Annotated in this window: 25 protein-coding genes and 1 tRNA gene; 20 read left to right on the top strand and 6 right to left on the bottom strand. The window is 68.7% G+C overall.

Annotation, left to right across the window (positions count from 1 at the left end; all coding sequences use genetic code 11):
- Positions 1-70 precede the first annotated feature (70 nt).
- Together ACX938_RS04360 and ACX938_RS04355 are read right to left on the bottom strand one after the other, a co-directional pair.
- On the bottom strand, positions 71-877 hold the full coding sequence (locus ACX938_RS04360) for a ferritin-like domain-containing protein (RefSeq protein ID WP_459430122.1): 807 nt from the start codon (positions 875-877) through the stop codon (positions 71-73).
- Positions 878-919: 42 nt separating this feature from the next.
- A complete protein-coding gene (locus tag ACX938_RS04355; RefSeq protein ID WP_459430121.1) occupies positions 920-1,381 on the bottom strand; it encodes a peroxiredoxin in 462 nt (153 codons plus the stop codon).
- 109 nt (positions 1,382-1,490) lie between these two features.
- On the opposite strand from ACX938_RS04355, the gene ACX938_RS04350 reads away from it, so the two are divergent.
- The 4 genes from ACX938_RS04350 to ACX938_RS04335 all read left to right on the top strand — a co-directional run bounded on the left by ACX938_RS04350 (position 1,491) and on the right by ACX938_RS04335 (position 7,944).
- On the top strand, positions 1,491-4,766 hold the full coding sequence (locus ACX938_RS04350) for a YhdP family protein (RefSeq protein ID WP_459430120.1): 3,276 nt from the start codon (positions 1,491-1,493) through the stop codon (positions 4,764-4,766).
- Between the two features lie 40 nt (positions 4,767-4,806).
- On the top strand, positions 4,807-5,856 hold the full coding sequence (queA, locus tag ACX938_RS04345; protein WP_459430119.1) for a tRNA preQ1(34) S-adenosylmethionine ribosyltransferase-isomerase QueA: 1,050 nt from the start codon (positions 4,807-4,809) through the stop codon (positions 5,854-5,856).
- A 99-nt stretch (positions 5,857-5,955) separates the two neighbouring features.
- Positions 5,956-7,254 carry an MFS transporter gene (locus tag ACX938_RS04340; protein WP_459430118.1) on the top strand — a complete coding sequence of 433 codons (1,299 nt, stop codon included), beginning with the start codon at positions 5,956-5,958 and terminating at the stop codon, positions 7,252-7,254.
- Between the two features lie 105 nt (positions 7,255-7,359).
- Positions 7,360-7,944, top strand: a complete 585-nt coding sequence (locus ACX938_RS04335) for a DUF924 family protein (protein WP_459430117.1) — start codon at positions 7,360-7,362, stop codon at positions 7,942-7,944.
- Positions 7,945-8,775: 831 nt separating this feature from the next.
- On the opposite strand, the gene ACX938_RS04330 is transcribed toward ACX938_RS04335, so the two are convergent.
- Both ACX938_RS04330 and ACX938_RS04325 read right to left on the bottom strand, forming a co-directional pair.
- Entirely contained in the window at positions 8,776-9,012 is a 237-nt protein-coding gene (locus ACX938_RS04330) for a hypothetical protein (RefSeq protein WP_232752790.1), read from the bottom strand.
- A gap of 10 nt (positions 9,013-9,022) precedes the next feature.
- On the bottom strand, positions 9,023-9,676 hold the full coding sequence (locus ACX938_RS04325) for an alpha/beta hydrolase (RefSeq protein ID WP_232752791.1): 654 nt from the start codon (positions 9,674-9,676) through the stop codon (positions 9,023-9,025).
- A 173-nt stretch (positions 9,677-9,849) separates the two neighbouring features.
- Between ACX938_RS04325 and iscR the strand changes: the two genes are divergently transcribed.
- From iscR to ACX938_RS04245, 16 genes are all read left to right on the top strand, one after another.
- Complete coding sequence (iscR, locus tag ACX938_RS04320; RefSeq protein ID WP_232752792.1) at positions 9,850-10,311, top strand: Fe-S cluster assembly transcriptional regulator IscR; 462 nt, start codon at positions 9,850-9,852, stop codon at positions 10,309-10,311.
- A gap of 85 nt (positions 10,312-10,396) precedes the next feature.
- Entirely contained in the window at positions 10,397-11,443 is a 1,047-nt protein-coding gene (locus ACX938_RS04315; protein WP_459430116.1) for a cysteine desulfurase family protein, read from the top strand.
- A 46-nt stretch (positions 11,444-11,489) separates the two neighbouring features.
- Positions 11,490-13,028, top strand: a complete 1,539-nt coding sequence (sufB, locus tag ACX938_RS04310) for a Fe-S cluster assembly protein SufB (RefSeq protein ID WP_459430115.1) — start codon at positions 11,490-11,492, stop codon at positions 13,026-13,028.
- A gap of 117 nt (positions 13,029-13,145) precedes the next feature.
- The gene (locus tag ACX938_RS04305; RefSeq protein ID WP_232752795.1) at positions 13,146-13,325 is read left to right on the top strand and encodes a hypothetical protein; all 180 of its coding nucleotides are present in this window, start codon (positions 13,146-13,148) and stop codon (positions 13,323-13,325) included.
- Entirely contained in the window at positions 13,322-13,534 is a 213-nt protein-coding gene (locus ACX938_RS04300; protein ID WP_232752796.1) for a hypothetical protein, read from the top strand. Before ACX938_RS04305 ends, ACX938_RS04300 begins: the two co-directional genes overlap by 4 nt.
- Positions 13,531-13,851 (top strand): heavy metal-binding domain-containing protein, encoded by a 321-nt coding sequence (locus tag ACX938_RS04295; protein ID WP_459430114.1) that lies wholly within the window; start codon positions 13,531-13,533, stop codon positions 13,849-13,851. The genes ACX938_RS04300 and ACX938_RS04295 overlap by 4 nt, the downstream gene beginning before the upstream one ends.
- Positions 13,852-13,854: 3 nt before the next feature.
- The gene (locus ACX938_RS04290; protein WP_459430113.1) at positions 13,855-14,751 is read left to right on the top strand and encodes an FkbM family methyltransferase; all 897 of its coding nucleotides are present in this window, start codon (positions 13,855-13,857) and stop codon (positions 14,749-14,751) included.
- Positions 14,748-15,350, top strand: coding sequence for a hypothetical protein (locus ACX938_RS04285; RefSeq protein ID WP_459430112.1), 603 nt, complete (start codon positions 14,748-14,750; stop codon positions 15,348-15,350). The genes ACX938_RS04290 and ACX938_RS04285 overlap by 4 nt, the downstream gene beginning before the upstream one ends.
- 45 nt (positions 15,351-15,395) lie before the next feature.
- Positions 15,396-16,151 (top strand): Fe-S cluster assembly ATPase SufC, encoded by a 756-nt coding sequence (gene sufC / locus ACX938_RS04280; RefSeq protein WP_459430111.1) that lies wholly within the window; start codon positions 15,396-15,398, stop codon positions 16,149-16,151.
- Entirely contained in the window at positions 16,151-17,434 is a 1,284-nt protein-coding gene (gene sufD / locus ACX938_RS04275; protein ID WP_459430110.1) for a Fe-S cluster assembly protein SufD, read from the top strand. The genes sufC and sufD overlap by 1 nt, the downstream gene beginning before the upstream one ends.
- A 4-nt stretch (positions 17,435-17,438) precedes the next feature.
- On the top strand, positions 17,439-17,930 hold the full coding sequence (locus ACX938_RS04270; protein ID WP_459430109.1) for a YIP1 family protein: 492 nt from the start codon (positions 17,439-17,441) through the stop codon (positions 17,928-17,930).
- Positions 17,927-18,517: a Yip1 family protein gene (locus ACX938_RS04265; protein WP_459430108.1), complete on the top strand. Its 591-nt coding sequence runs from the start codon at positions 17,927-17,929 to the stop codon at positions 18,515-18,517. The genes ACX938_RS04270 and ACX938_RS04265 overlap by 4 nt, the downstream gene beginning before the upstream one ends.
- Entirely contained in the window at positions 18,510-19,730 is a 1,221-nt protein-coding gene (locus ACX938_RS04260) for a cysteine desulfurase (protein ID WP_459430107.1), read from the top strand. The genes ACX938_RS04265 and ACX938_RS04260 overlap by 8 nt, the downstream gene beginning before the upstream one ends.
- A 42-nt stretch (positions 19,731-19,772) precedes the next feature.
- Complete coding sequence (locus ACX938_RS04255; RefSeq protein WP_459430106.1) at positions 19,773-20,819, top strand: methyltransferase; 1,047 nt, start codon at positions 19,773-19,775, stop codon at positions 20,817-20,819.
- Between the two features lie 80 nt (positions 20,820-20,899).
- A tRNA-Arg gene (locus tag ACX938_RS04250) sits at positions 20,900-20,976 on the top strand.
- Between the two features lie 272 nt (positions 20,977-21,248).
- Positions 21,249-21,464, top strand: a complete 216-nt coding sequence (locus ACX938_RS04245; protein ID WP_232752813.1) for a hypothetical protein — start codon at positions 21,249-21,251, stop codon at positions 21,462-21,464.
- Positions 21,465-21,714: 250 nt separating this feature from the next.
- On the opposite strand, the gene ACX938_RS04240 is transcribed toward ACX938_RS04245, so the two are convergent.
- Together ACX938_RS04240 and ACX938_RS04235 are read right to left on the bottom strand one after the other, a co-directional pair.
- Positions 21,715-22,281, bottom strand: coding sequence for a DUF1236 domain-containing protein (locus ACX938_RS04240; RefSeq protein ID WP_459430105.1), 567 nt, complete (start codon positions 22,279-22,281; stop codon positions 21,715-21,717).
- Between the two features lie 298 nt (positions 22,282-22,579).
- Positions 22,580-23,659, bottom strand: coding sequence for a 2'-deoxycytidine 5'-triphosphate deaminase (locus ACX938_RS04235; RefSeq protein ID WP_459430104.1), 1,080 nt, complete (start codon positions 23,657-23,659; stop codon positions 22,580-22,582).
- Between the last annotated feature and the right edge of the window lie 30 nt (positions 23,660-23,689).

Raw genomic sequence — 23,689 nt, 5'->3', positions numbered from 1 at the left:
TGCCGTGTGGGCGAAAATCCGCCGATTCTGCGTGCCGTCTGGCGGAAAATTCGTGGCCCGCAGCGCGGGGCTACTGCGCCAGCGGCCAGTAGAAATCCGGCGCGAGCCCGGCCTCGGCGCGCTTTTCCTCGTTGAACGGCGGCTTCAGGGCGCCCTTGAAATAGCGCCGGACGAGGCGGTGAAACTCGGGCGTCGGGTCGGTCTCAAAGCGCCCGCAAAGGTAGTGGAACCACTTCGAGCCGTAGGCGACATGGCCCACTTCCTCGGCGTAGATCGTCTCGAGCGCGGCGACCGCGCTGTCGGCGCCGGCCTTGCGGAAGATTTCGATCATGCCCGGCGTCACGTCGAGCCCGCGCGCCTCGAGGACCATGGGCACCACGGCCAGCCGGCCCGGCAGGTCGTCCACCGTGTCCTCGGCGGCGCGCCACATGCCGGCATGGGCGGGCAGGGCGCCGTAGTGGCTGCCCGCCTCTTCGAGGCAGTCGCACATCAGGTTGAAATGCTTGGATTCCTCGTCCGCCGCCCGGACCCAGTCGTCGTAGAAGCCCAGCGGCATCGGCGTGCCGGTGAAGCGCGGGATGATGTCCCAGTGCAGGTCGACGGCGTTGAGCTCGATGTGGGCCACCGCGTGCAGTAGCGCGATGCGCCCGGCCTCGGAGCCGGGCTTGCGCTTGGGCACGTCGCGGGGGTCGCGCAGCTCGGGCGCCTCGGGACGCGCGGGCCGCAGCGGCGGCTCGGCTTCGCCCAGAGGGATCTCCTTGCCCTCGGCCCGGGCGGCCTGCCACTCCGCCGCGTATCTGCGGGACTTGGCGGTCTTCTCGCGTCCGTCGGCGGTGGTCAGCACGTCCACCGCCATCTCTGCCAGGCTCATCTGCATAAGGCGCTTTCTCCCGCGTCTTCTTCGATGCGGGCGGGCCTATCAGAGCTCTTTGACGCGCTCCAGCACCGCGTCGGCGTGGCCCGGCACCTTCACCTTGCGCCAGACCTCGGCGAGCCGCCCCTCGGCGTCGATCAGGAAGGTCGCGCGCTCGATGCCCATGAAGGTCTTGCCGTACATCTTCTTCTCGACCCAGACGCCGAAATCCTCCGAGGCCGAGCCCGCCTCGTCGGACAGAAGCGGCACGGTGAGGGACTTCTTGGCCATGAACTTGTCATGGCTCGCGAGGCTGTCCTTGGAGATGCCGTAGACCCTCACGCCGGCGGCCTCGAACTCGGGCAGGAGGCGGGTGAAATCCTCGTTCTCCTTGGTGCAGCCCGAGGTGTCGTCGCGGGGGTAGAAGAACAGCACCACCGGCGCGCCGCGCAAGGCCGAGAGCGTCACCTCGGCGCCGCCGGTCACCGGCAGGGTAAAGTCGGGGGCCATCTCGCCGCGCTCGGGCATCCTGTCATCCTCTTGATCGTGACCGCGCTGCCCCGTTCCCAAAGTGGTCGGTTTCGCGCTAGTGAATGTATCGCAGGCGCGAGGATAAACCGGCGGGGCGTGGCTTCCAGTGGCGGAGAGCAAAAAACCGAAAGCGGGATGGCTGGGCCGGCTGGGCCGGGTCAGCGGCTGGAGCCTGGGGCTGATCCTCTCGGTCGGGGCCATGGCGGGGCTGATCCTCTATGCGCTGCTGGGCCGGCCGATCGACGCGCCGGGCTGGCTGAGCGAGCGCATCGAGACACGGCTGGAAGAGGCGCTGCCGGGCTTCGACCTGGAGTTCAGCGCGCTGCGGCTGCAGCTCCTTTCCGAAGGGCTGGTGCGGGTCGGGCTGACCGACGTGCGGCTCCGGACCGAGGCGACGGGCGCCGAGGTCGCGAGCCTGGGCGAATTGCGCGCCGGGCTCTCGGCGCGGGCGCTCCTGTCGCGCGAGATCGCGCTGGAGGAGGCCGAGGCCTCGGGGCTTCTCCTGACCATGGAGCGCGACGAGGCCGGCGCGCTCAGTCTCGGGCTGACGCTCGGGCAGGGCGGGGCGCGCCCCGATCTGCCCACGGTGATCGCCCGGATCGACGAGGCGCTCGGCACGCCCAGGCTCGACGGGCTCGACCGGGTCGGCATCGACGGCATCACGCTGCGCTACGAGGACGCCCGCGCCCGCCGCGGCTGGACCGCCGACGGCGGCACGCTGGTCGCCGAACGGGTGGCCGGCGCGCTGCGGCTTAGGGGCGAGATCGCGCTGCTGGGCGGCGAGACGGGCCTCGGCCTTGTCGAGATCGACGCCGAAAGCGACATCGGCGCGCAGGACGTGAGCTTCGGGCTCAGCCTCGACACGCTGGCCTCGGGCGACATCGCCACGCAAAGCCCGGCGCTGGCCTGGCTCGAGGCGATCCGCGCGCCGATCTCGGGCGACCTGCGCGGCTATCTCGACGAAAGCGGCGCGCTTGGCGGGCTCGACGTGACGCTGGCCATCGGCGAGGGCGCATTGCAGCCGACGCCGGGGGCCACGCCCGTGGCCTTCGCCGGGGCCCGCACCGCCTTCGGCTACATCCCGCAGACCGGGCAGCTGCGCTTCACCGAGGTCTCGGTCGACAGCGCCTTCGGCCGCGCCGAGGCCGAGGGCCGCGTCTCGCTGACCGAAGAGGGCGCCTTCGTCGGGCAGTTCACCCTGGCCGATCTCTCGACCAACCCGCAGGACATCTTCGGCGCGCCGCTCGAGATCGACCGCGCCGAGGCCGACATGCGGCTGAGCCTCGATCCCTTCCGGCTGGAACTGGGCCGCTTCCGGGTGGTGGACCCGGAGATGCCGCTGCGCGCCTCGGGCCGGGCCGAGGCCGGGCAGGACGGCTGGCGCGTCGCGCTCGACGCCGAGATCGCCGAGACCACGCCGGGCATCGTGACCACCTATTGGCCCGCGCGGCTGGCGCCCCAGACCCGCAACTGGGTGGTCGCCAATGTCGAGACCGGGCGGCTGCGCGACGCCAGGATCGCCCTGCGTTTCGCGCCCGACCGCGCGGCGCCGCTGCGCTACATCGACCTGCGCTTCGAGGAGGCGCGGGTGCGCTTCGCCGAGACCCTGCCGCCGGTCGAATCCGCCGAAGGGCAGCTGGTGATCCACGGCGACCGGCTGGCGGTCATGGTCGACCGGGGCACCGCCCATCCCGCCGAAGGCGGGCCGATCGATCTGGGCGGCAGCACCTTCGTGATCGCCGACGGCTCGCAGAAACCCGCGACCGGCGAGCTGCGGCTCGACACGCGGTCCTCAGTGACGGCGCTTCTGTCCTTTCTCGACGCCGACCCGATGCGGGTCATGCAACGCGCCAACCGCCCCGTGGCGCTGATCGACGGGGAGATCGCGGCGACCGGCACCCTGCGGTTGCCGCTCCGCAGCGGCATCCGGCTGCCCGACATGCAGATCGACCTCACCGGCACCGTGGCGAATGCCACGAGCGAGAGCCTGGTGCCGAACCGGAGGCTCACCGCCGAGCAGCTCGACGTTTCGGTCACCGAGACCGGGCTGACCGTCTCGGGGCAGGCGGCGCTCTCGGACGTGCCGCTCCGGGGCCGCTTCGCGCTGCCCTTCGGTGAGGCGCAGGGCGAGCCGGCCCGGGTCGAGGCCGAGGTGACGCTGTCGGACAGCGCCGCGCGCGCTTTCGGCGTGACCCTGCCCGAGGGCTTCCTGCGCGGCAGCGGGCCCGGGCGCTTCACCCTGACGCTGGCGCCGGAAACGCCGCCGCGCTTCGAGCTGACCTCGGAGCTCGCGGGCCTTGCCCTCTCGATACCGGCGATCAACTGGGGCCTCTCGCGCGAGGCGACGGGTCGCTTCGAGCTGGCGGGCAGCCTCGGCGAGCGCGTCAGCCTCGAGGGCCTCCGGCTGTCCGGCGCGGGGCTGCAGGCGCGGGGCAACGTGGCGCTCGCAGACGATGGCGGCTTCCAGCGGCTCGACCTGCCCGAGGTCTCGGTGGGCGGCTGGTTCGACGGGGCGGTGACGCTCAGCGCGCGCGGCGCCGGGCGTCCGCCGGCCATCGCGATCAACGGCGGCACGCTGGACCTGCGCCGGGCCGAGCTGGGCGGCAGCGGCGGCGCGGTCGGCGGGGGCGGCGCGCCGATCCCGCTCTCGGTATCGCTCGACCGGCTCTATGTGACCGAGGGCATCATCCTGCGCGGCCTCTCGGGCGACTTCCAGGTCGCCGGCGGGCTCAACGGGCGCTTCACCTCGGGGCTCGAGGGCGACGGCGTGCGGATCAGCGGCGCGGCGGTGCCGCAGAACGGCGGCACGGCGATCCGGCTCGAATCCGACAACGCCGGCGCGGTGCTCGAGGCGGCGGGGCTCTTCCGTCAGGTCGACGACGGCACGCTCGACATGACGCTGGTGCCGGTCCGGGGTGCGCGCGGCACCTATGACGGGCGGCTCAAGGTCAGCGACGCCCGGCTGCGCGACGCGCCGATCCTGGGCGCGCTGCTCGACGCGGTCTCGATCGTCGGCATCATCGACCAGCTCGAGGGGCCGGGGATCTATTTCTCCGACGTGGACGCGCAGTTCCGCCTGACCCCGCGCCAGCTGGTGATCGAACGCGCCGCGGCGGTCGGCCCCTCGATGGGCATCTCGGTCGACGGCTACCTCGACCTCGCCAACCGGCGGATCGACGTGCAGGGGGTCTTCTCGCCGATCTACTTCCTGAACGGCGTGGGCCAGCTTCTGACCCGCCCGGGCGAGGGGCTCTTCGGCTTCAACTTCAACGTGACCGGCGCGATGGCCGAGCCCCGGGTTGCGGTCAATCCGCTTTCGGTGTTCACACCCGGCATGTTCCGCGAGATCTTCCGGCGCCCGCCGCCGAGCCCGGGGAACTGATCCCGAGACCGCACCGAAGACCACCCGAGGCCCGCCCGAGATGCTGCTTTCCGATTTCGATTTCGACCTGCCCGAGGACCGGATCGCGACCCGGCCCGCGCGGCCGCGCTCCTCCGCGCGGCTCCTGGTGGCCGAGGGCTCTGCCACCCATGACGCGGTGGTGCGCGATCTGCCCGACTGGCTGCGTCCCGGCGACCGGCTGGTCCTGAACGACACCCGCGTGATCCCGGCGCGGCTTTCGGGCACCCGGCGGCGGTCGGGACCTGAAGGCCCGACCGAGGCGCGGATCGAGGTGACGCTCCTTGAGCCGCAGGCCGACGGCAGCTGGGGCGCGCTGGTCAAGCCGTTGAAGAAGCTGCGCGAGGGTGAGGAGGTTGTCTTCTCCGAGGCTCTCTCCGCCACGCTCGAGGCCAAGGAGGACGGCCAGGCCAGGCTGCGCTTCAACCTCTCGGGCGAGGATTTCGACGCCGCCCTGGCCGAGGCCGGGGCCATGCCGCTGCCGCCCTATATCGCCGCCAAGCGCCCCGCTGATGCCCGCGACAAGGAGGACTACCAGACCATCTGGGCCCGCCGCTCGGGCGCGGTCGCGGCGCCCACGGCATCGCTGCATTTCGATGCGCCGCTCCTTGAGGCGCTGGAGGCCCGCGGCGTCACCTTCAGCCATGTCACCCTGCATGTGGGCGCGGGCACCTTCCTGCCGGTCAAGGTCGAGGATGTGACCACCCACAAGATGCACGCCGAATGGGGCGAGGTCAGCGCCGAGGCTGCGGAGGAGATCGCCGCGACCCGCGCCGCGGGCGGGCGGATCATCCCTGTCGGCACCACCGCCCTGCGCCTGATCGAAAGCGCGGCGCGCGAGACCGGCGCCATCGCGCCTTTCGCGGGCGAGACCGACATCTTCATCTATCCCGGCTTCACCTTCCGGGTGACCGATGCGCTGATGACCAATTTCCACCTGCCGAAATCGACGCTGATGATGCTGGTGGCGGCCCTCATGGGGCGCGAGCGGATCCTCGAGATCTATGCCCACGCCATCGCCGAGCGCTACCGGTTCTTCTCCTACGGGGACGCCTCGCTGCTGATCCCCTGAGCCGAAAGTGCCGTTTGCGACAGACCCCTGTCGCGGGGCCGTTGTGACCCCCCGGAGAATCGCGCTAAGGCGGCGGCGAAACGACAGGGGACACCCGCCATGATCCAGGTATTCAACAGCTCCTGGGCCCTGCTTCTGGGCATGACGCTCTTGATGGTCGGCAACGGCCTCCAGGGCTCGCTCCTGGGTGTCCGGGGCTCGGCGCAGGGCTTTTCGCCCTTCATGATGTCGATCGTCATGGCGGCCTATTTCCTGGGCTTCATCATCGCCTCGCAGATGACCCCGCGGATGATCCAGCGGGTCGGCCATGTGCGCGTCTTCGCGGCCCTCGGCTCGATCGTCTCGGCGGTGCTGATCCTGTTCCCCGCGCTGCCCTATGCGCCCTTCTGGGTCGCTGGCCGGGTGGTCCTGGGCTTTGCCTTCTGCGGTCTCTACGTCACCGCCGAGAGCTGGCTGAACAACTCCTCGACCAACGAGACCCGAGGGCAGGCGCTGTCGCTCTACATGATCGTGCAGATGGTCGGCATCATCGCCGCCCAGGCGATCCTGAACCTGCCGGACCAGTCGGGCTTCCTGCTCTTCGTGATCCCTTCGGTGCTGGTCTCGCTGGCCTTCGCGCCGATCCTTCTGAGCATCTCTCCGACGCCGGCCTTCGAGTCGACCAAGCGGATGACGCTGGGCCAGCTCTTCCAGTCCTCGCCCCTGGGTTGCGTCGGCATGGCGCTCATGGGCTCGGTCTTCGCGGCGCAGTTCGGCATGGCGGCGGTCTTCGCCACCGAGGCCGGGTTGAGCCTGGCGCAGACCTCGATCTTCGTGGCGGCCTTCTACACCGGCGCGCTGATCTTCCAGTATCCCCTGGGTTATGTCTCCGACCGCATGGACCGGCGCCTGCTGATCTCCATCGTGGCGGGCGTCGGCGGTGCCGCGGCGGTTGTGGCCTCGCTTTTCTCCGAGCAGTTCCTGGTGCTGGTCGGCGCGGCCTTCATGATCGGCGGCGCGGCCAACCCGCTTTATTCGCTGCTGATCGCCCATACCAACGACTTCCTCGAGTTCGAGGACATGGCGGCGGCCTCGGCGGGGCTGCAGTTCCTGAACGGTGTCTTCGCGGTCATGGGCCCGATCCTGACCGGTTTCCTGATGACCACCTCGGGGCCCGCGGCCTTCTTCGTGCTGATCGCCATCCCGATGCTGATGCTCATGGGCTACGCGCTCTGGCGCGCCTCGCGCCGTCCGACCGCCGATGACACCAACGACTACATCCCGGTGATGCCGACCGCCTCCATGGTGGCCATGGGTGCCGCACAGGACTGGGCGATCGAGACCGCCGAGGCCGAGGCGGACGGCGAGGAGGACGCGGATCCTGTGTCCCCCGGCGCCCGCCCGGGCGCGGAGGGCTGAGGCGCAACCCTGTCACATCGTTGACATAAAAGGTGATTGTGCCCTCCGGTGCGCGCGTGATTACCCTTGGGGAAGGGTAGTGATGTTGGACGAGGGAGCGGAGCCATGACCGCCGGACCCGAGGAGATATTGGCCTTCTGGCTCGACGAGGTCGGACCGGAAGGGTGGTATAAGCAGGAGGACGCGCTCGACGCCGAGATCACCCGGCGCTTCGGGCCGAGCTACGAGGCGGCGATGGAGGGCCATCACGCGCTCTGGCTGACCTATCCCTCGGGGGTCCTGGCCTATGTGATCCTGATCGACCAGTTCGCCCGCAACATGTTCCGCGGCTCGGCCCGGGCCTTCGCCGGCGACCAGATCGCGCTCGCGGCGGCGAAACAGGCGATCCGCAAGCAGTGGGACCTGAAGATCGACGCCCCGGCGCGGCAGTTCTTCTACCTGCCCTTGATGCATTCGGAGAACCTCTGCGACCAGGAGCAATGCGTGCGCCTGATGAAGGAGCGGATGCCCGAGGCCGAGAGCAACCTGCTGCACGCCCGCGTGCACCGCGAGGTGATCCGGCTCTTCGGGCGGTTCCCCTACCGCAACGGCGCGCTCGGCCGGAAGACGACCTCGCAGGAGGAGCGCTTCGCCGAGGACGGCGGCTACGGCGCGCTGTTGCGCGAGATGCAGGCGGAGAAGGCGGCGTAACAGGGGGGGCTGGCTCGGACAAGCCACCGCTTCTTGCGCGCTTTATTGACGCTAGTGGACGGGGCGGTAGGACGCGGCTTACGCACGTTGAATCCATGACAGGCGTCTGCACTAAGATCCTCGGGTCCAATCAAGGCCCTTCTTGCGCCCGAATAGCACCGAAGGTGCCGGGCGCGCGCCGGACCGGCCCCTTGGGCCGGCGCTCTTTGGCATGGCGTGCTCAGATTACCCCTAGCCCTGACCTTGTTGGGATAAAGCGCCTCGCTCAGAGGTTGGCAGCGCCGGCCCCCGGTCCGGTGCGCGCCCTCTGTTCGGGATGGGTGGTAGGGGCACCCAGCACGACACGGGGGAGTTCATTCCTACGGTAGAGGCCGAGACCCTCGGCACTCCTCCGGTTAGCAGTCTTTCCGACCTGGCATCCCAAGCGCCTCCTTGCGCCCGAATAGCATCGAAGATGCCGAGCGCGCGCCGGACCGGCCCCTTGGGCCGGCGCTCTTGTGGGTGGCGCGCCCAACTCGCCTCTAGCCTTGACCTTGCCGGGATAAAGCGCCTCGCTCAGAGGTAAGCAGCGCCGGCCCCCGGTCCGGCGCGTGCCCTCTGATCGTGCTTGTGGAGAGGGCGGTATGGTGCAGGTTTTAGTGGTGTCGCTCGAGGCAGGCGCTCGCGCTGAAGCACCGGGTTCAGCCTTGGCCCTTCCTTCGCCGTCTGCTGTGCAGGGTGGCGCGGGGTGGCGCCGCGTCCCAGACCAACCATCACAAAAAAGGGCCGCCCCTCACGGACGGCCCGGTCACGTTCCGCAAAGGCGCGGCAACCACCACGCCCCGCAGCACCTCACCCGCTCTTCGCCCCGATCCCCAGCTCCGCGATCCGGCGCTCTAGGAACGACCGCCCGCGGCGCTCGGCGAGGCGGACGCGCATGCAGGTGAGATATTCCTCCTCAAGCGTGGTCGAGGCGGCGGCGAGCACCTCGGCCACCTCGACGTGCAGCCGGTCCTCGCCCGAGGCGTCCATCGCCGCCAGGGTGTCCCGGGCGAGCCGGTCGGCGAGCTCGGTGATATAGGAGGCCATCTCCGCCGCCTTACCGCGTCGTCTCGGTCAGGCGCCGCTTCACGTAGCCGGTGACCGTGTCGATCATGGTCTCCATGTGCGGCTCCTCGAAGAAATGGCCGGAGCCCTCGATCTCTTCGTGGGTGATGGTGATGCCCTTCTGGTCCTGCAGCTTGCCCACCAGCTGGCGGGTGTCGCCGGGGGTCGCCACGCGGTCGGCGGTGCCGTTCACGATCAGGCCCGAGGAGGGGCAGGGCGCCAGGAAGGAGAAGTCATACATATTGGCCGGCGGGCTGGCCGAGATGAAGCCGGTGATCTCGGGCCGGCGCATCAGGAGCTGCATGCCGATCCAGGCCCCGAAGGAGAAGCCCGCGACCCAGCAATGCTTGGAATTGGCGTTGAGCGATTGCAGGTAATCGAGCGCGGCGGCCGCATCGGACAGCTCGCCCACCCCCTGGTCGTATTCGCCCTGGCTGCGCCCGACACCGCGGAAATTGAACCGCATGACGGTGAAGCCCATGTTGTAGAAGGCGTAATGCAGGTTGTAGACAACCTTGTTGTTCATCGTGCCGCCGAACTGCGGATGCGGATGCAGCACGATGGCGATCGGCGCGTCGCGGTCCTTCTGCGGGTGGTAACGGCCTTCGAGGCGGCCTTCGGGTCCGGGAAAAATAACCTCGGGCATGAGGCGCGAAGCTCCTTTGGATACGGGAAATCTTGACGACTTCCCTCAACCTATTTAGAACAATTCTAAATCCGGGGCTGCGCCCCTTTTGACTCCGTGCGAGATAGGCAAACCGGGGATTGAGGTCAATCGCCGCATGGGGCAAACCGGCTTGGCCGCGAAGGAGCGACGCGATGAAACTCAGCACCAAGGGCCGTTACGCGATGGTCGCGCTTGTCGATATCGCGATGCAACCCGAGGGGGACCTCGTGACCCTCTCGGATATCGCGCGGCGGCAGGACATTTCGCTGGCCTATCTCGAACAGCTCTTCGTGAAGCTGCGCCGGGCGGAGCTGGTGACCTCGGTCCGGGGCCCCGGCGGCGGCTACCGGCTGTCGCGCCCCTCGACCGAGATCCGCGTGGTCGACGTGCTGTCCGCCGTCGACGAGACGGTGGACGCCATGCACAAGGGCGCCGGCGCCTCGGGCGGGCTCTCGGGGTCGAAGGCGCAATCGCTGTCGAACCGGCTCTGGCAGGGGCTCTCGGCGCATGTCTATGTCTTCCTGCACCAGACCCGGCTTTCCGACGTGGTGGGCAACGCGCTGGTGCCATGCCCGGCGGTGCCCTCGCTCTTTGCCGTGGTGGACGACAGCTGATGCCCGGGAGCGCTTCACCGATCCGCAGGGCGGGCGCCGCCGTATCCCCGGAGAGCCACGCTTTGCCAAGACAAGGGGGCCGGCCGTGAGCCAGAGGGTGTATCTTGACTGGAACGCCACCGCGCCGCTGCGGCGCGAGGCCCGTGACGCGATGATCGCGGCCATGGACCAGGTCGGCAATCCCTCCTCGGTCCACGCCGAGGGACGTGCCGCCAAGTCCATCGTCGAGACCGCGCGCCGCCAGGTGGCGACCGCGCTCGGCGCCGACGGGGCGGATGTGATCTTTCTCTCGGGCGCCACCGAGGCCGCGGCGCTGGGGCTCGCGGGCCGCGCGCTCAAGGGCGGCGACATCGAACATGACGCCGTGGCCGCCTGGATCGAGCCGAGCCTGCCGGTCGACGGCGAGGGCCGGGTGACGGTGGACGATCCGGGCGACAGCGTCCTGCAGGCCGCCAACAGCGAGACCGGCGTGATCCAGCGCCTGCCCGAGGGTCTGGCCCTGACCGATGCCACTCAGGTCTTCGGCAAACGGCCCTTCGCCTTCAACTGGACCGGCGCGCGCATGGCCATCGTTTCGGCGCACAAGCTCGGCGGGCCCAAGGGCGTCGGGGCGCTGGTCATGCCGCGCGGCACCGATCTTGCGGCGCAGATCCGCGGCGGCGGCCAGGAGATGGGGCGCCGCTCGGGCACCGAGAACCTGATCGGCATCGCCGGCTTCGGCGCCGCGGCCCAGGCCGCCGCCGGTGATCTGGACGCGGATCGCTGGGCGGAGATCGAAAAACTTAGAAACATTCTAGAAGAAGCCGTTGCAGAGGCCGCGCCCGAGGTTAAGTTCATGGGCAAGGCGGCGCCGCGCCTGCCCAACACCAGTTGTTTCTCGGTGCCGGGCTGGAAAGGCGAGACGCAGGTCATGCAGATGGACCTCGCCGGCTTCGCGATCAGCGCGGGCTCGGCCTGTTCCTCGGGCAAGGTCCGCGAGAGCCGCGTGCTGAGGGCGATGGGCGCGGATGCCGCGACCGCCTCCGGCGCGATCAGGGTCAGCCTCGGGCTCGAGACGACGGAAGAAGACGTGATGCGCTTTGCCCAGACCTGGGCGCGGCACAGGGACAAACACCGGGCGCGGGCGGCCTGACAGGGCCGGGACGCGCGACAGAAGCAGGATTAGGAAAGGTCGGACGATGACAGCTCTCGACACTCCCGAAGTGAAGGAAGGCGTCGACCAGGAAACGGTCGACAAGGTCCGCAACCTCGGCGGCAAGTACAAATACGGCTGGGAAACCGACATCGAGATGGAATACGCGCCGAAAGGGCTGACGCCCGACATCGTGCGCCTCATCTCCGAGAAGAACGAAGAGCCCGAGTGGATGACCGAATGGCGTCTGCAGGCCTATGAGCGCTGGCTCCAGAAGGAAGAGCCGAATTGGGCGATGGTCGACTATCCCCAGATCGACTTCCAGAACCAGTATTACTACGCCCGCCCGAAGAGCATGGAAGAGAAGCCGAAGTCGCTCGACGAGGTGGATCCGAAGCTCCTTGAGACCTACGAGAAGCTGGGTATCCCGCTGCGCGAGCAGATGATCCTGGCCGGCGTCGAGGGCGCCGATGAGGCCGCCCCCGCCGAGGGCCGCGAGAGCGAGCGCAAGGTCGCCGTGGACGCGGTCTTCGACAGCGTCTCGGTCGGCACCACCTTCCAGAAGGAGCTGGAAAAGGCCGGCGTGATCTTCTGCTCGATCTCCGAGGCGATCCGCAATCACCCGGAGCTGGTGAAGAAGTACCTGGGCTCGGTCGTGCCGGTCTCGGACAACTTCTACGCCACGCTGAACTCGGCGGTCTTCTCGGACGGCTCCTTCGTCTACGTGCCGCCGGGCGTGCGCTGCCCGATGGAGCTCTCGACCTATTTCCGCATCAACGCCGAGAACACCGGCCAGTTCGAGCGGACGCTGATCATCGCCGACAAGGGCTCCTACGTGTCCTACCTCGAAGGCTGCACCGCGCCCCAGCGCGACCAGGCGCAGCTGCATGCCGCGGTGGTCGAGATCATCGCCGAGGAAGACGCCGAGGTGAAGTATTCCACCGTGCAGAACTGGTTCCCCGGGGACGAGGAAGGCCGCGGTGGCATCTACAACTTCGTGACCAAGCGCGCCGATTGCCGGGGTGACCGCTCCAAGGTGATGTGGACCCAGGTCGAGACCGGCTCCGCGGTGACCTGGAAGTATCCCTCCTGCATCCTGCGCGGCAACGAGAGCCAGGGCGAGTTCTACTCGATCGCGATCACCAACAACCATCAGCAGGCCGACACCGGCACCAAGATGGTGCACCTGGGCAAGAACACCCGCTCGCGGATCGTCTCCAAGGGCATCTCGGCGGGGCAGGCGCAGAACACCTACCGCGGGCTTGTCTCGATGCACCCCAAGGCAGTGAACTCGCGCAACTACACCCAGTGCGACAGCCTCCTGATCGGCGACAAATGCGGGGCCCACACGGTTCCCTACATCGAGGTAAAGAACAACTCGAGCCGGGTGGAGCACGAGGCCACGACCTCCAAGGTCGATGACGACCAGATGTTCTACTGCCGCCAGCGCGGCATGGACGAGGAAGAGGCCGTGGCGCTGATCGTCAACGGTTTCGCCAAGGAGGTGCTGCAGGCCCTGCCCATGGAGTTCGCCATGGAAGCCCAGCAGCTCGTGGCGATCTCGCTCGAAGGCTCCGTCGGCTAAGCCGGCGCGCGGGGAGCGGGCCTTGGGCGGCGCGGCAAAGGGCCCTCAGCGGGCCAAGGGGCAGGGGGCGCACCCCCCGGCCACCGCGGCCCGCCGGGCCCTGACGGGAGCGGCGGCATGCTGAAGTTCGCCCTCCTGCCCGCCTTTCTGACCGGGGTCTTCTGCCTGGGCTTCTCGGTCGTGGTGAACGCCGTGGCCGGGGCCCTCGACCTCGGGGTCTTCCTGGGGATCTCGTTCCTCTCGGGGTTCCTCGGCAATATCTTCGCCCAGCTCGTCACCGGCAGGAGAAAGAAATGAGCGCCGAACTTCTGGCCTATCTGCTGCTGAAAAGCGCGGGCGCGGGCATCGGGGCGGCCATCGGCGCCTTCATCGGGCTGATGATCCGCGCCCGCCGGGGCAACCGGCAGGGCCTAATCATGGGCTCGATCACGCTGACCTCCATGGTGGCCGGCCTGGCCGCGCTGCTGTTCCTGATGATCATCAACTACGCAATGCTGCCGTCATGATCCTGTCGACCACGCATACCCTCGAGGGCCGCCCGATCCGCGCTTACCGCGGCATCGTCGTCGGCGAGGCGTTCATGGGCGCCAATGTCTTCCGGGACTTCTTCGCCCAGGTCACCGACATCGTCGGCGGCCGCTCGGGCGCCTATGAGGCCAAGCTCGAGGATGCCCGCGACACCGCCATGCGCGAGCTGGAAGCCCGCGCGCGGCAGGCCGGGGCCAATGCCGTGGTGGGCATCGACATCGACTACGAGGTCGTGGGCGAGTCGATGCTCATGGTTTCGGTCTCCGGCACCGCCGTCGTGGTGGAGGACATCTGAGCCATGGCCAAGGACCGCATCGAGGACAGCACCGAGGCCGAGATCCGCCGCCTGGCGGAGATCCTCGCGCCTGCGCGGCTGACCGAGATCGTGGACATCGGCGCCAATCCGACCGAACTGCCGGTCTACATGCCGCTGGTCGCGGCGGGGGCGGCCCGGGTCACCGGCTTCGAGCCGCAGCCCTCGGCCTTCGCGGCCCTGGCCGACCGGCAGGGCCCGCACGAACGCTACCTGCCGCATGCGGTGGGCGACGGCACCCAGGGCACGCTGAACGTCTGCCGCTCGGGCGGCTTCACCTCGCTTTTCACGCCGGACCGCCGCGCGCAAGGCTACCTGAACAAGCCGCGCTTGTCGCGCATGACCGAGGTCCGCGAGCGGATCGGGATCGAGACCCGGCGGCTCGACGACATCGCCGAGATCGAGCGGCTCGACCTTCTGAAGATCGACATCCAGGGCGGCGAGCTGGCGGTCTTCGAGAACGGCCGGGCCCGGCTGGCGCGGACGCTGGCGGTGATCACCGAGGTGGCCTTCATGCCGCTTTACGAGGATCAGCCGCTTCTGCACGACCAGATGCGCGAGCTGACGGGGCAGGGGTTCCAGCTGCACAGCTTCCTGAGCAGCGCCGGCGCGCAGATGCGTGAGGCGGCGGAGCTGCCGCTCAAGCCGCGCAGCCTCTCGCCGCAGCTTCTGGACGGCGACGCGCTGTTCCTGCGCGACCCGCGCGACATGCAGGACTTCTCGGACGAGGAGCTGAAGCATTACGCGCTGATCGCCGCGGGCGCGCTGCGGCTGCCCGACCTCGTGGCACGCTGCCTGCGCGCGCTGATCGGGCGCGGCGCGCTGCCCGAGACGGCCTTTGCCGCCTATACCGAGATCCTGCAGGGGGCCGCGCGGCGATGACCGGCACCGAGGTCATATCCCGCCCCGAGCTCACCATGCCCGAGGCCGAGGCCGCGCTTCTGCGCGCCGAATACGCCCGCGCCGAGGTGATCCTCGAATACGGCTCGGGCGGCTCGACGGTGCTGGCGGGCGAGATGCCCGGCAAGCAGGTGACCTCGGTCGAATCCGACCCCGACTGGGCGCGGATGATGCAGGGCTGGTTCGCCGCCCATCCGCCCGCCGAGGGAACAAGCGTCGAGGTGCTCTGGTCCGACATCGGCGCCACCCGTGAATGGGGGCACCCGGTCGATGACACCGAATGGAAGCGCTACCCGCGCTACCCGCTCGAGGTCTGGACCAAGGAAGGCTTTCGCCAGCCGCAGGTGGTGCTGGTGGACGGCCGTTTCCGGCAGGGCTGCGCGCTCGCCGCGAAATTCCTGGCCCAGACCCCTCTCACGCTGCTCTTCGATGATTACGTGCAGCGCAGGCATTACCACCAGGTCGAGGAATTCCTCGGCCCCCCAGAGATCACGGGCCGCATGGCCCGGTTCGAGATCATCCCGGAGCCCATCCCGCCCGCGCGGCTGCTCCGGATCATGCAGTTGATGGTGCGCCCCTGAGGCCCTGAGGCCCGGCACCGAAGGACAAGGACAAAGGACGAAGAGATGCTGAACATCGAGAACCTGCACGTGAAGCTCGAAGAGGAGGACAAGCAGATCCTCAAGGGCGTCAACCTCGAGGTCGAGGCCGGCAAGGTCCACGCGATCATGGGCCCGAACGGCTCTGGCAAGTCGACGCTGTCCTACGTGCTCTCGGGCCGCGACGGCTACGAGGTCACCGAGGGCTCGGCGAACCTCCTGGGCGAGGACATCCTCGAGATGGAGCCCGAAGAGCGCGCTGCGGCGGGCCTCTTCCTGGCCTTCCAATACCCCGTCGAGATCCCGGGCGTCGGCAACATGACCTTCCTGCGCACCGCGGTGAACGCGCAGCGCAAGGCGCGCGGCCAGGAAGAGATGTCCTCCACCGACTTCCTCAAGGAGGTCCGCGCCAAGGCCAAGGAGCTGGAGATCGACGCCGAGATGCTGAAGCGTCCGGTCAACGTCGGCTTCTCGGGCGGTGAGAAGAAGCGTAACGAGATCCTGCAGATGGCGATGATCGCGCCGAAGCTCTGCATCCTCGACGAGACCGACTCCGGCCTCGACGTGGACGCGATGAAGCTGGTGGCCGACGGCGTGAACAAGCTGCGCTCGCCGGATCGCGGCTTCCTGGTCATCACCCACTACCAGCGGCTTCTGAACCACATCAAACCCGACGTCGTGCACATCATGTCCGACGGCCGGATCGTGAAGACCGGCGGCCCCGAGCTGGCGCTCGAGGTCGAGGAAAACGGCTATGCAGACATCGTGACGGAGGGCGCGTAATGGCTCAACCGCAGGTGAAATTCGACGCGACCGAGGAACGGCTCGCGGCGCTCTCGCTGCCCGAGGGCGGCTGGAGCGAGGCGGCCCGCCGGGACGCCCTGGCGCGGGTCCGCGCCATGGGGCTGCCGCATGCCCGCGACGAATACTGGAAATACACCAAGCCCGCGACGCTGGTCGCCCCCGAGGCGCCCCATGCGGCGCTCTTTGACAGCGGCGAGGCGCCGCTGTTTGACGCGGTGGACCGGCTGAAGGTGGTCTTCGTGGACGGCGTCTTCGATGCCGAGGCCTCGGACGACCTGTCGCTGGCCGGGATCGAGATCGAGCGTCTCGGCACCAGCGGCGCCGACATCCACTGGGCCAAGGACCTCTACGGCCGGCTCGAGCTGGCCGGGCAGGACCCGGTTGCTCGGCCGCTGGCGGCGCTCAACACCGCCTTCGCGACCGATGGCGTGCTGATCCGCGCCACCGGCAAGGCGGCCAAGCCCGTGAACCTGGTTTATCGCCATAAATCCGAGACTTCGGATGCGATCCTGCACCATTGCATCAAGGTCGAAGAGGGCGCCGAACTGACCGTTCTGGAAAACGGCCCGGCCGCGGCGCGCTTTAACAAGGCGATGGAGGTCGAGGTCGCGGACAACGCCACCTTCCACCACATCCGCGCCCAGGGCCGCGACCACGAGCGCCGCGCCGCGACGCATCTTTTCGCGCGCCTCGGCCAGGAGTCGGTCTTCAAGTCCTTCACCCTGACCGCCAACGGCAAGCTGACCCGCAACGAGGTGGTGATCGAGCTGACCGGCGACGACGCAGTGGCCCATGTCGCGGGCGCCTGCATGGGCGACGGCGACTTCCACCACGACGACACGGTCTTCGTCACCCATGACGCGGTGAACTGCGAAAGCCGGCAGGTCTTCAAGAAGGTGCTGCGCAACGGCGCGCGCGGCGTCTTCCAGGGCAAGATCCTGGTGAAGCCCGGCGCCCAGCAGACCGATGGCTACCAGATCAGCCAGTCGCTGCTGCTCGACGAGGACAGCGAGTTCGACGCCAAGCCCGAGCTCGAGATCTACGCCGACGACGTGGCCTGCTCGCACGGGTCGACCTCCGGCGCGATCGACGAGGAGGCGCTGTTCTACCTGCGCTCGCGCGGGGTGCCGGTGGGCCATGCCGAGGACCTTCTGACGCTGGCCTTCCTCGCCGAGGCGGTGCTCGAGATCGAGGACCACGACCTCCAGGACGAGATCAACGGCCGGATCGAGGCCTGGCTCCTGAGACGCCGGGCCGCCTGATCCCTTGGCTGTCTCGACGGATATCCTGGCGAGCTATCGCGGGCCGGGGGCGGTGTTTCGTCGCCGCCTCGCCGCGGGCCCGCGCGAGGACCGGGCGTTGGCGCTGCTCATGGCGGCCTGCCTGCTCTACTTCCTCTCGCGGCTGCCGGCGCTTGCCCGCCAGGCGCATCTGGCCGGCGAAGAGCTGAACCCGCTTCTGGGCGGGGCGCTCTTCGGCTGGATCTTCATCGCGCCCCTGGTCTTCTACGGGCTGGCGGCGCTGAGCCATATCGTGCTGCGCGCCCTGGGCGGCCGCGGCAGCTGGTATGGCGCGCGGCTGGCGCTGTTCTGGAGCCTTCTGGCGGCCAGCCCGCTGGTGCTCCTGAACGGGCTGGTGGCGGGCTTCATCGCCGAAGGGCCGGCGCTGACGCTGGTGGGTCTGCTCTGGATCGGGGTCTTCCTCTGGTTCTGGATCACCGGCCTCAAGGTCGCCGAATACGGCGAGGCCGCGGCATGAGCGTTGCGGGCCTCCTCCAGCTCGCCTGGCAGAGCGTCGTGACCCCCCGCGAGGTGGCGCGCTGGCTCCTGTCGCTCCGGCTCGGGACCGAGGCGCTGCTGCTCTCAGGCGCGCTGGCGCTGGTGCTGAACACGCTCTTCGTGCGCGCCGCGGCGCTGCAGGTGGCGCCCGATCCCGCCATCGCGGCTTTCGTCGAACAGCCGCTGATCTTTTTCGGCGGGCTCGTGGGCATGCTGGCGCTCGGCACCCTGGCGCTGACCTGGGCGGGCCGGGCGATCGGCGGTACAGGGCAGATGCGCGACGTGGCGCTGCTCCTGATCTGGCTGCAGGCGCTTCGCGCGCTGGTCCAGGCGCTGATGCTGGTGCTGATGCCGATCCTGCCGGCGCTGGCGCTGCTGGTCTCCTTCGGGGCCGGGCTCATCGGGATCTGGCTCCTGATCAACTTCCTTGCCGAGGCCCATGGCTTCGCCTCGCGCGGCAAGGCCGCCTTCCTGCTGCTGATCGCGGTGGCCGGGCTGGCCGTGGGGCTGTCTTTTCTCTTCTCGCTCTTCGGGGCGACAGCAACCGGGATGAACGCGAATGTATGACGTGACCGAGATCCGCCGGGATTTTCCGATCCTGTCGCGGCAGGTGAACGGCAAGCCGCTGGTCTATCTCGACAACGGCGCCTCCGCGCAGAAGCCGCAGGTGGTGATCGACGCGGTGACGCGCGGCTATGCCGAGGAATATTCCAACGTCCACAGGGGCTTGCACTACCTCTCGAACCTCGCGACCGAGAAGTACGAGGGCGTGCGCGGGATCATCGCGCGCTTCCTTGGGGTCAGCGACGAAAGCCAGATCCTGCTCAACACCGGCACCACCCAGGGCATCAACACCGTGGCCTACGGCTGGGCCATGCCGCGCATGGAAGCCGGTGACGAGATCGTCCTGTCGGTGATGGAGCATCACGCCAATATCGTGCCCTGGCACTTCCTGCGCGAACGCCAGGGCGTGGCGCTGAAATGGGTCGATGTGGACAGCCGCGGTGCGCTGGATCCGCAGGCGGTGATCGACGCCATCACCCCCAAGACCAAGCTCGTGGCGATCAGTCATCTGTCGAACGTCCTGGGCACCGTGGTGGACGTGAAGACGGTGATCGAGGCCGCCCATGCCAAGGGCGTCCCGGTCCTGGTCGACGGCAGCCAGGCGGCGGTGCATATGCCCGTGAACCTCGACGAGCTGGGCGCGGATTTCTACGCGATCACCGGGCATAAACTATATGGACCAAGCGGTTCCGGGGCGATCTTCATCCATCGCGACAGGTTGGCCGAGATGCGGCCCTTCCTCGGCGGTGGCGACATGATCCGCGAAGTGCACAAGGACAGCGTGACCTATGCCGAACCGCCGATGAAGTTCGAGGCGGGCACGCCGGGCATCGTGCAGACCATCGGGCTGGGCGTGGCGCTGGAATATCTCATGGATCTCGGCATGCAGAATGTAGCCCAGCACGAGGCGCAGCTGCGCGATTACGCCCGCGACAGGCTCGACGGGCTGAACTGGCTGAGCGTGCAGGGCACCACCGAGGACAAGGCAGCGATCTTCTCCTTCACCATGAACGGCGCCGCGCATGCCCATGATATCTCGACCATTCTCGACAAGAAGGGCGTGGCCGTCCGGGCCGGGCATCACTGCGCCGGGCCGCTCATGGATTTCCTGGGCGTGACAGGCACTTGCCGGGCGTCCTTCGGTCTTTACAACACCGAGGCCGAGGTCGACGCTCTGATCGACGCGCTGGAACTGGCACACGACCTTTTCGGCTGAGCCGGTTGTATCCTGAGGGGGGCTCCTTAAGGTAGCGCGCGATTGCCACAGACCCTGGAGCCGCCCATGCCCGCGCCCGCGCCGCTGACCGACGCCGACCAAATCTCCGACATCGCCTTTGGCTTCATGGGGTCCAAGGCCTTGTTCACGGCGCTCGATCTGGGGCTCTTCACGGCGCTGGCCGACGGCCCGCTCGACGCCGAGGGGGCGGGCCGCGCGGCGGGCATCCATCCCGACCGGGCCGCGACGCTTCTGACCGCGCTGGCGGGTCTTGGCCTCGTCACTGTCGAGAACGGGCGCTTCGCCAATGCGCCCGCCGCGGATGCTTTCCTTGTGAAAGGCGCGAAATACGACTTCGGCGATTACCTGCGCCTGCAGGTGGGCCGGCAGATGTATCGCCTGCTCGACCAGCTTGGCCCGGCGCTGACCGGCGCGCTGCCCGAGGGCGCCACCGACAGCTACGAGACCTGGTTCAGCGACCCCGAGGAGGCGCGGCTTTACTCTGAAAGCCAGCACGCCGGCTCTGCCGGGCCGGCGCGGCAGCTCGCCAAGAAGGTCGACCTCTCCGGGGCGCGGCACCTGCTCGACGTGGGCGGCGGCACCGGGGCCTTCGCGATCGGGCTCTGCAAGGCCTATCCCGAGCTGCGCGTGACGATCCTCGATTTCCCCAATGTCGCCAAGCTTGGCCGCGCCTATATCGCCGACGCGGGCCTCTCAGACCGGATCGACTACGTCGAGGGCAATGCCATCGAGGCGGCCTGGCCCGAGGGGCTCGACGCCGTGCTGATGTCCTATCTCTTCTCGGGCGTGCCGGGCGAGGCGCAGCCGCGGCTCCTCGACAAGGCGCGCGCGGCGCTGAACCCGGGCGGGCTGGTCATGGTGCACGACTTCATCGTGAACGCGAACCGCGAGGGCCCGCGGCTGGCCGCGCTCTGGCAGCTCCAGCACACCGCCTTCACCCCCGAGGCGCGGTCGAACGACACCGACAGCCTGGCGGCGCTGATTGCCGAGGCGGGCTTCGAGACGCCCGAGATCGGGCCGATGATCCCCGAGATGACCATGCTCGCCCTGGCCCGGAAGGCCGGCTGAGCGCGCGGGCGCGGGAATTTTTTCCCGCGCCGGTGATCCGCCTTGCGTCCGCCCGGCCAAGCCGTTACCTAGCGCGCAACGCACCCGTAGCTCAGCTGGATAGAGCGCTGCCCTCCGAAGGCAGAGGCCCAAGGTTCGAATCCTTGCGGGTGCGCCACTTACTCCCCTGAAATCCCGCGTTATTTTCGCAGTCGTTTCTCAAGCGGATTCGGCTTGGTCCGGAAACGGACCGGAAATCAATGCGGGGCTCTGATGGTTCTGCGTTGGCGCTCGCCGGGGGCGAGGTTGAGGCGTCGCGACCGGCCCTTGGCCGAAGCTCACGTCCGCGATGCATTAGCTCTGAACCCCCGCCGGGCCTCCAAATTTGCACAATCTTCCGGTAGACATCCGCAAACCCCGGGGCTTCCCGGGGAGAGTTGCGAGGCAGAGATGAACGCGAACCAGATCGTTAACATGGTCGTCCGCATGGTCATGCGGAAGCTGATCGGCAGAGGTGTGAACGCCGGCATGGACCGCGCCTTCGGCAAGGGCAAAAGCCCCGAGGAGATGACCCCCGAAGAGCGCCGCCGCGCCAAGACCGCCAAGCGCCAGACCCGGCAGGCCGGCAAGGCCATGCGCGCCGCGCGCCGCATCGGGCGGTTCTGAGCGGGCCGGATTTGTGCTGAGAGACAGGAGAGACCCCGGCGGCGGAGGCGCGGCCGGGGTCTTTGCATCTGTCGGTGGGCTTGCGTGCGCGGCGCGATGCCTGCGGGTCAGGTGGCGGAGGCTGGACGCCTCGCTAACGTCAGACCCGGCCCGGGCGCGGCGTATCCCGAGCAAGCGCAAGGGCAGGGGCAGGGGCAAGGGCAGGGCGCCCGAGGGCCTCAACCGGCCCCCGGGGCCCCAGGCCCACCGCTCAATAGGCCTCGACGTAGACCACCTGGCGCGTCGCGGGCTCGACCACCACGAGCTGGTCGTTCACCGGCACGTAGCGATAGGCGCTCTCGGGCACCTCGTAAAGCAGCACGTCCTGCGGGATCACCGCGCCCGATTCGATCACCAGCTCACGCTCGACCGGGCTGACCGGGTTGGCGCGGGCATAGGCGAGGACCGGGGTATAGGCCGGGTCGACGACCACATCGGCGTCCTCGTCGGCCTTGATCACGGCGATGACCCGGGCGTTGCTCCAGTCGTAGCGGGTGACGGAGACGCGGTCGAAGTTGACGTCGAGCGTCGCCTTCTGCACCCAGCCTTGCGCGCCGTTGTAGCTGACGCGGCACCAGTCGACCGCCTCAAGGCAGGTCTCCACGGTGAATTCCGCCTCGGCGGGGATGGTCGCGGCCACGGCGGCGGTGCTTTCGGGCGTGACCTGGATCTCGAGGGCGTAATCCTCGGAGGTGGTCACCGCCTGGGCCGCGATCGGGGCGGCGATGGCGGCGGACAGGGCGGTGCCGGCGATCAGGAACTTGGCGTTGGTCAGCATTTCTCTGCTCCCATGATGACAGTCGCGACCCGATGCGGGCCGGATGCGGTGCCAATCCGCGAGCCATGAGCGGCGTTCCCTCGGGGGCGGGGGGAGGTGTGTTGCCGGGCGAAAAGTCGCCGATAGGAGTATAATTCAGCGGGCGGGTTCCCGCTTGGGTTGCCGGTTTGTCGGGCGCTGTGGCGCGGGGGACAGCAGGTTTGAGCGCGGGGAGCGGGCGGAGAGGCTGCCGCTGATCCCTGACATCTGCCGCCCGCCCGACAATCAACCCGCCACCGACCGGCCGCGCCGCCCCGCCTCAGGTCCGGAAATGCTTGGAGAGCTTCAGCCCCTGGCCCTGGTAGTTCGAGGCAATCCCCGCGCCGTAAAGCTGCGCCGGGGGCGCATCCATGCGCTCGTAGACCAGCCGTCCGACGATCTGGCCGTGCTCCAGCACGAAGGGCGCCTCGTGGCAGCGCACTTCCAGCACCCCGCGCGAGCCCGCGCCGCCGGCGGCGGAATGGCCGAAGCCCGGGTCGAAGAAACCCGCGTAATGCACCCGGAATTCGCCCACCATGGCAAGATAGGGCGCCATCTCGGCGGCATATCCGGGCGGGATATGCACCGCCTCGCGGCTGACGAGGATGTAGAAGGCATCGGGGTCGAGGATGATCCGCCCGGCGCGGGTGCGCAGCTCTTCCCAGTAATCCGCCGGGTCGTAATGGCCGAGACGATCGAGGTCGATCACCCCGGTGTGCGGCTTGGCGCGGTAGCCGACAAGGTCGTCCTGGCCCTCGGGCTGCAGGTCCACCGAGAAGCCCAGCCCGTCGCGGATCAGCGCCTCGCCGCCATTCACCAGCGCCTCGGCCTGATGCAGCGCGGTCAGCTCGGTGTCGTCCAGCACCGATCGGCCCCGGCGAAAGCGGATCTGGTTCAGCCGCATGCCCGGGCGCACCAGCACCGAGAAGGAGCGCGGGCAGATCTCAGCATAAAGCGGGCCGCGGTAGCCGGGGGGGATTCGGTCGAACTCGGTGCCGTCGTCGGTGATCGTGCGGGTCAAAAGGTCGAGCCGTCCGGTGGAGCTCTTGGCGTTGGCGATGGCGGCCACGCCGTCTTCGAGGTCGAGGCTTTCCATCAAGGGCACGACGTAGACGCAGCCCTTCTCGAGGACCGCGCCGCCGGAGAGGTTCACCCGGTGCATCTCGAACTCGGCGATGCGGTCGGCGACGCTGCGGCCCTGGCCGGCGAGGAAGGAGGCCCGGACGCGGATCGCCTCATGGCCGAGCCGCAAATCCAGGCTCGCGGGCTGGATCTGGCCTTCGACCAGCCGCGCGCCGGGGGTGATGGCGCCCCGGTCGATCAATGCCTCGATCTGCTGGCTTGCAAGCACGCCCGTCATACCGGCCTGTCCCTCCTGTCGCTTCGCAAT

The organism is Roseivivax sp. (assembly GCF_054552075.1).
This window is presented reverse-complemented; position numbering and strand designations above follow the sequence as displayed.

Coding starts and splice junctions, on each gene's coding strand:
- ACX938_RS04330 (WP_232752790.1), bottom strand. CDS start 9,012: ATGGCCTCCTATATCACCGAGCTCGCCGACCGGCTCGCCCGGGACACC.
- ACX938_RS04340 (WP_459430118.1), top strand. CDS start 5,956: ATGATCCAGGTATTCAACAGCTCCTGGGCCCTGCTTCTGGGCATGACG.
- ACX938_RS04265 (WP_459430108.1), top strand. CDS start 17,927: ATGAGCGTTGCGGGCCTCCTCCAGCTCGCCTGGCAGAGCGTCGTGACC.
- iscR (WP_232752792.1), top strand. CDS start 9,850: ATGAAACTCAGCACCAAGGGCCGTTACGCGATGGTCGCGCTTGTCGAT.
- ACX938_RS04360 (WP_459430122.1), bottom strand. CDS start 877: ATGCAGATGAGCCTGGCAGAGATGGCGGTGGACGTGCTGACCACCGCC.
- ACX938_RS04325 (WP_232752791.1), bottom strand. CDS start 9,676: ATGCCCGAGGTTATTTTTCCCGGACCCGAAGGCCGCCTCGAAGGCCGT.
- sufD (WP_459430110.1), top strand. CDS start 16,151: ATGGCTCAACCGCAGGTGAAATTCGACGCGACCGAGGAACGGCTCGCG.
- ACX938_RS04240 (WP_459430105.1), bottom strand. CDS start 22,281: ATGCTGACCAACGCCAAGTTCCTGATCGCCGGCACCGCCCTGTCCGCC.
- ACX938_RS04300 (WP_232752796.1), top strand. CDS start 13,322: ATGAGCGCCGAACTTCTGGCCTATCTGCTGCTGAAAAGCGCGGGCGCG.
- ACX938_RS04295 (WP_459430114.1), top strand. CDS start 13,531: ATGATCCTGTCGACCACGCATACCCTCGAGGGCCGCCCGATCCGCGCT.
- ACX938_RS04285 (WP_459430112.1), top strand. CDS start 14,748: ATGACCGGCACCGAGGTCATATCCCGCCCCGAGCTCACCATGCCCGAG.
- ACX938_RS04305 (WP_232752795.1), top strand. CDS start 13,146: ATGCTGAAGTTCGCCCTCCTGCCCGCCTTTCTGACCGGGGTCTTCTGC.
- queA (WP_459430119.1), top strand. CDS start 4,807: ATGCTGCTTTCCGATTTCGATTTCGACCTGCCCGAGGACCGGATCGCG.
- ACX938_RS04235 (WP_459430104.1), bottom strand. CDS start 23,659: ATGACGGGCGTGCTTGCAAGCCAGCAGATCGAGGCATTGATCGACCGG.
- sufB (WP_459430115.1), top strand. CDS start 11,490: ATGACAGCTCTCGACACTCCCGAAGTGAAGGAAGGCGTCGACCAGGAA.
- sufC (WP_459430111.1), top strand. CDS start 15,396: ATGCTGAACATCGAGAACCTGCACGTGAAGCTCGAAGAGGAGGACAAG.
- ACX938_RS04290 (WP_459430113.1), top strand. CDS start 13,855: ATGGCCAAGGACCGCATCGAGGACAGCACCGAGGCCGAGATCCGCCGC.
- ACX938_RS04335 (WP_459430117.1), top strand. CDS start 7,360: ATGACCGCCGGACCCGAGGAGATATTGGCCTTCTGGCTCGACGAGGTC.
- ACX938_RS04355 (WP_459430121.1), bottom strand. CDS start 1,381: ATGCCCGAGCGCGGCGAGATGGCCCCCGACTTTACCCTGCCGGTGACC.
- ACX938_RS04245 (WP_232752813.1), top strand. CDS start 21,249: ATGAACGCGAACCAGATCGTTAACATGGTCGTCCGCATGGTCATGCGG.
- ACX938_RS04260 (WP_459430107.1), top strand. CDS start 18,510: ATGTATGACGTGACCGAGATCCGCCGGGATTTTCCGATCCTGTCGCGG.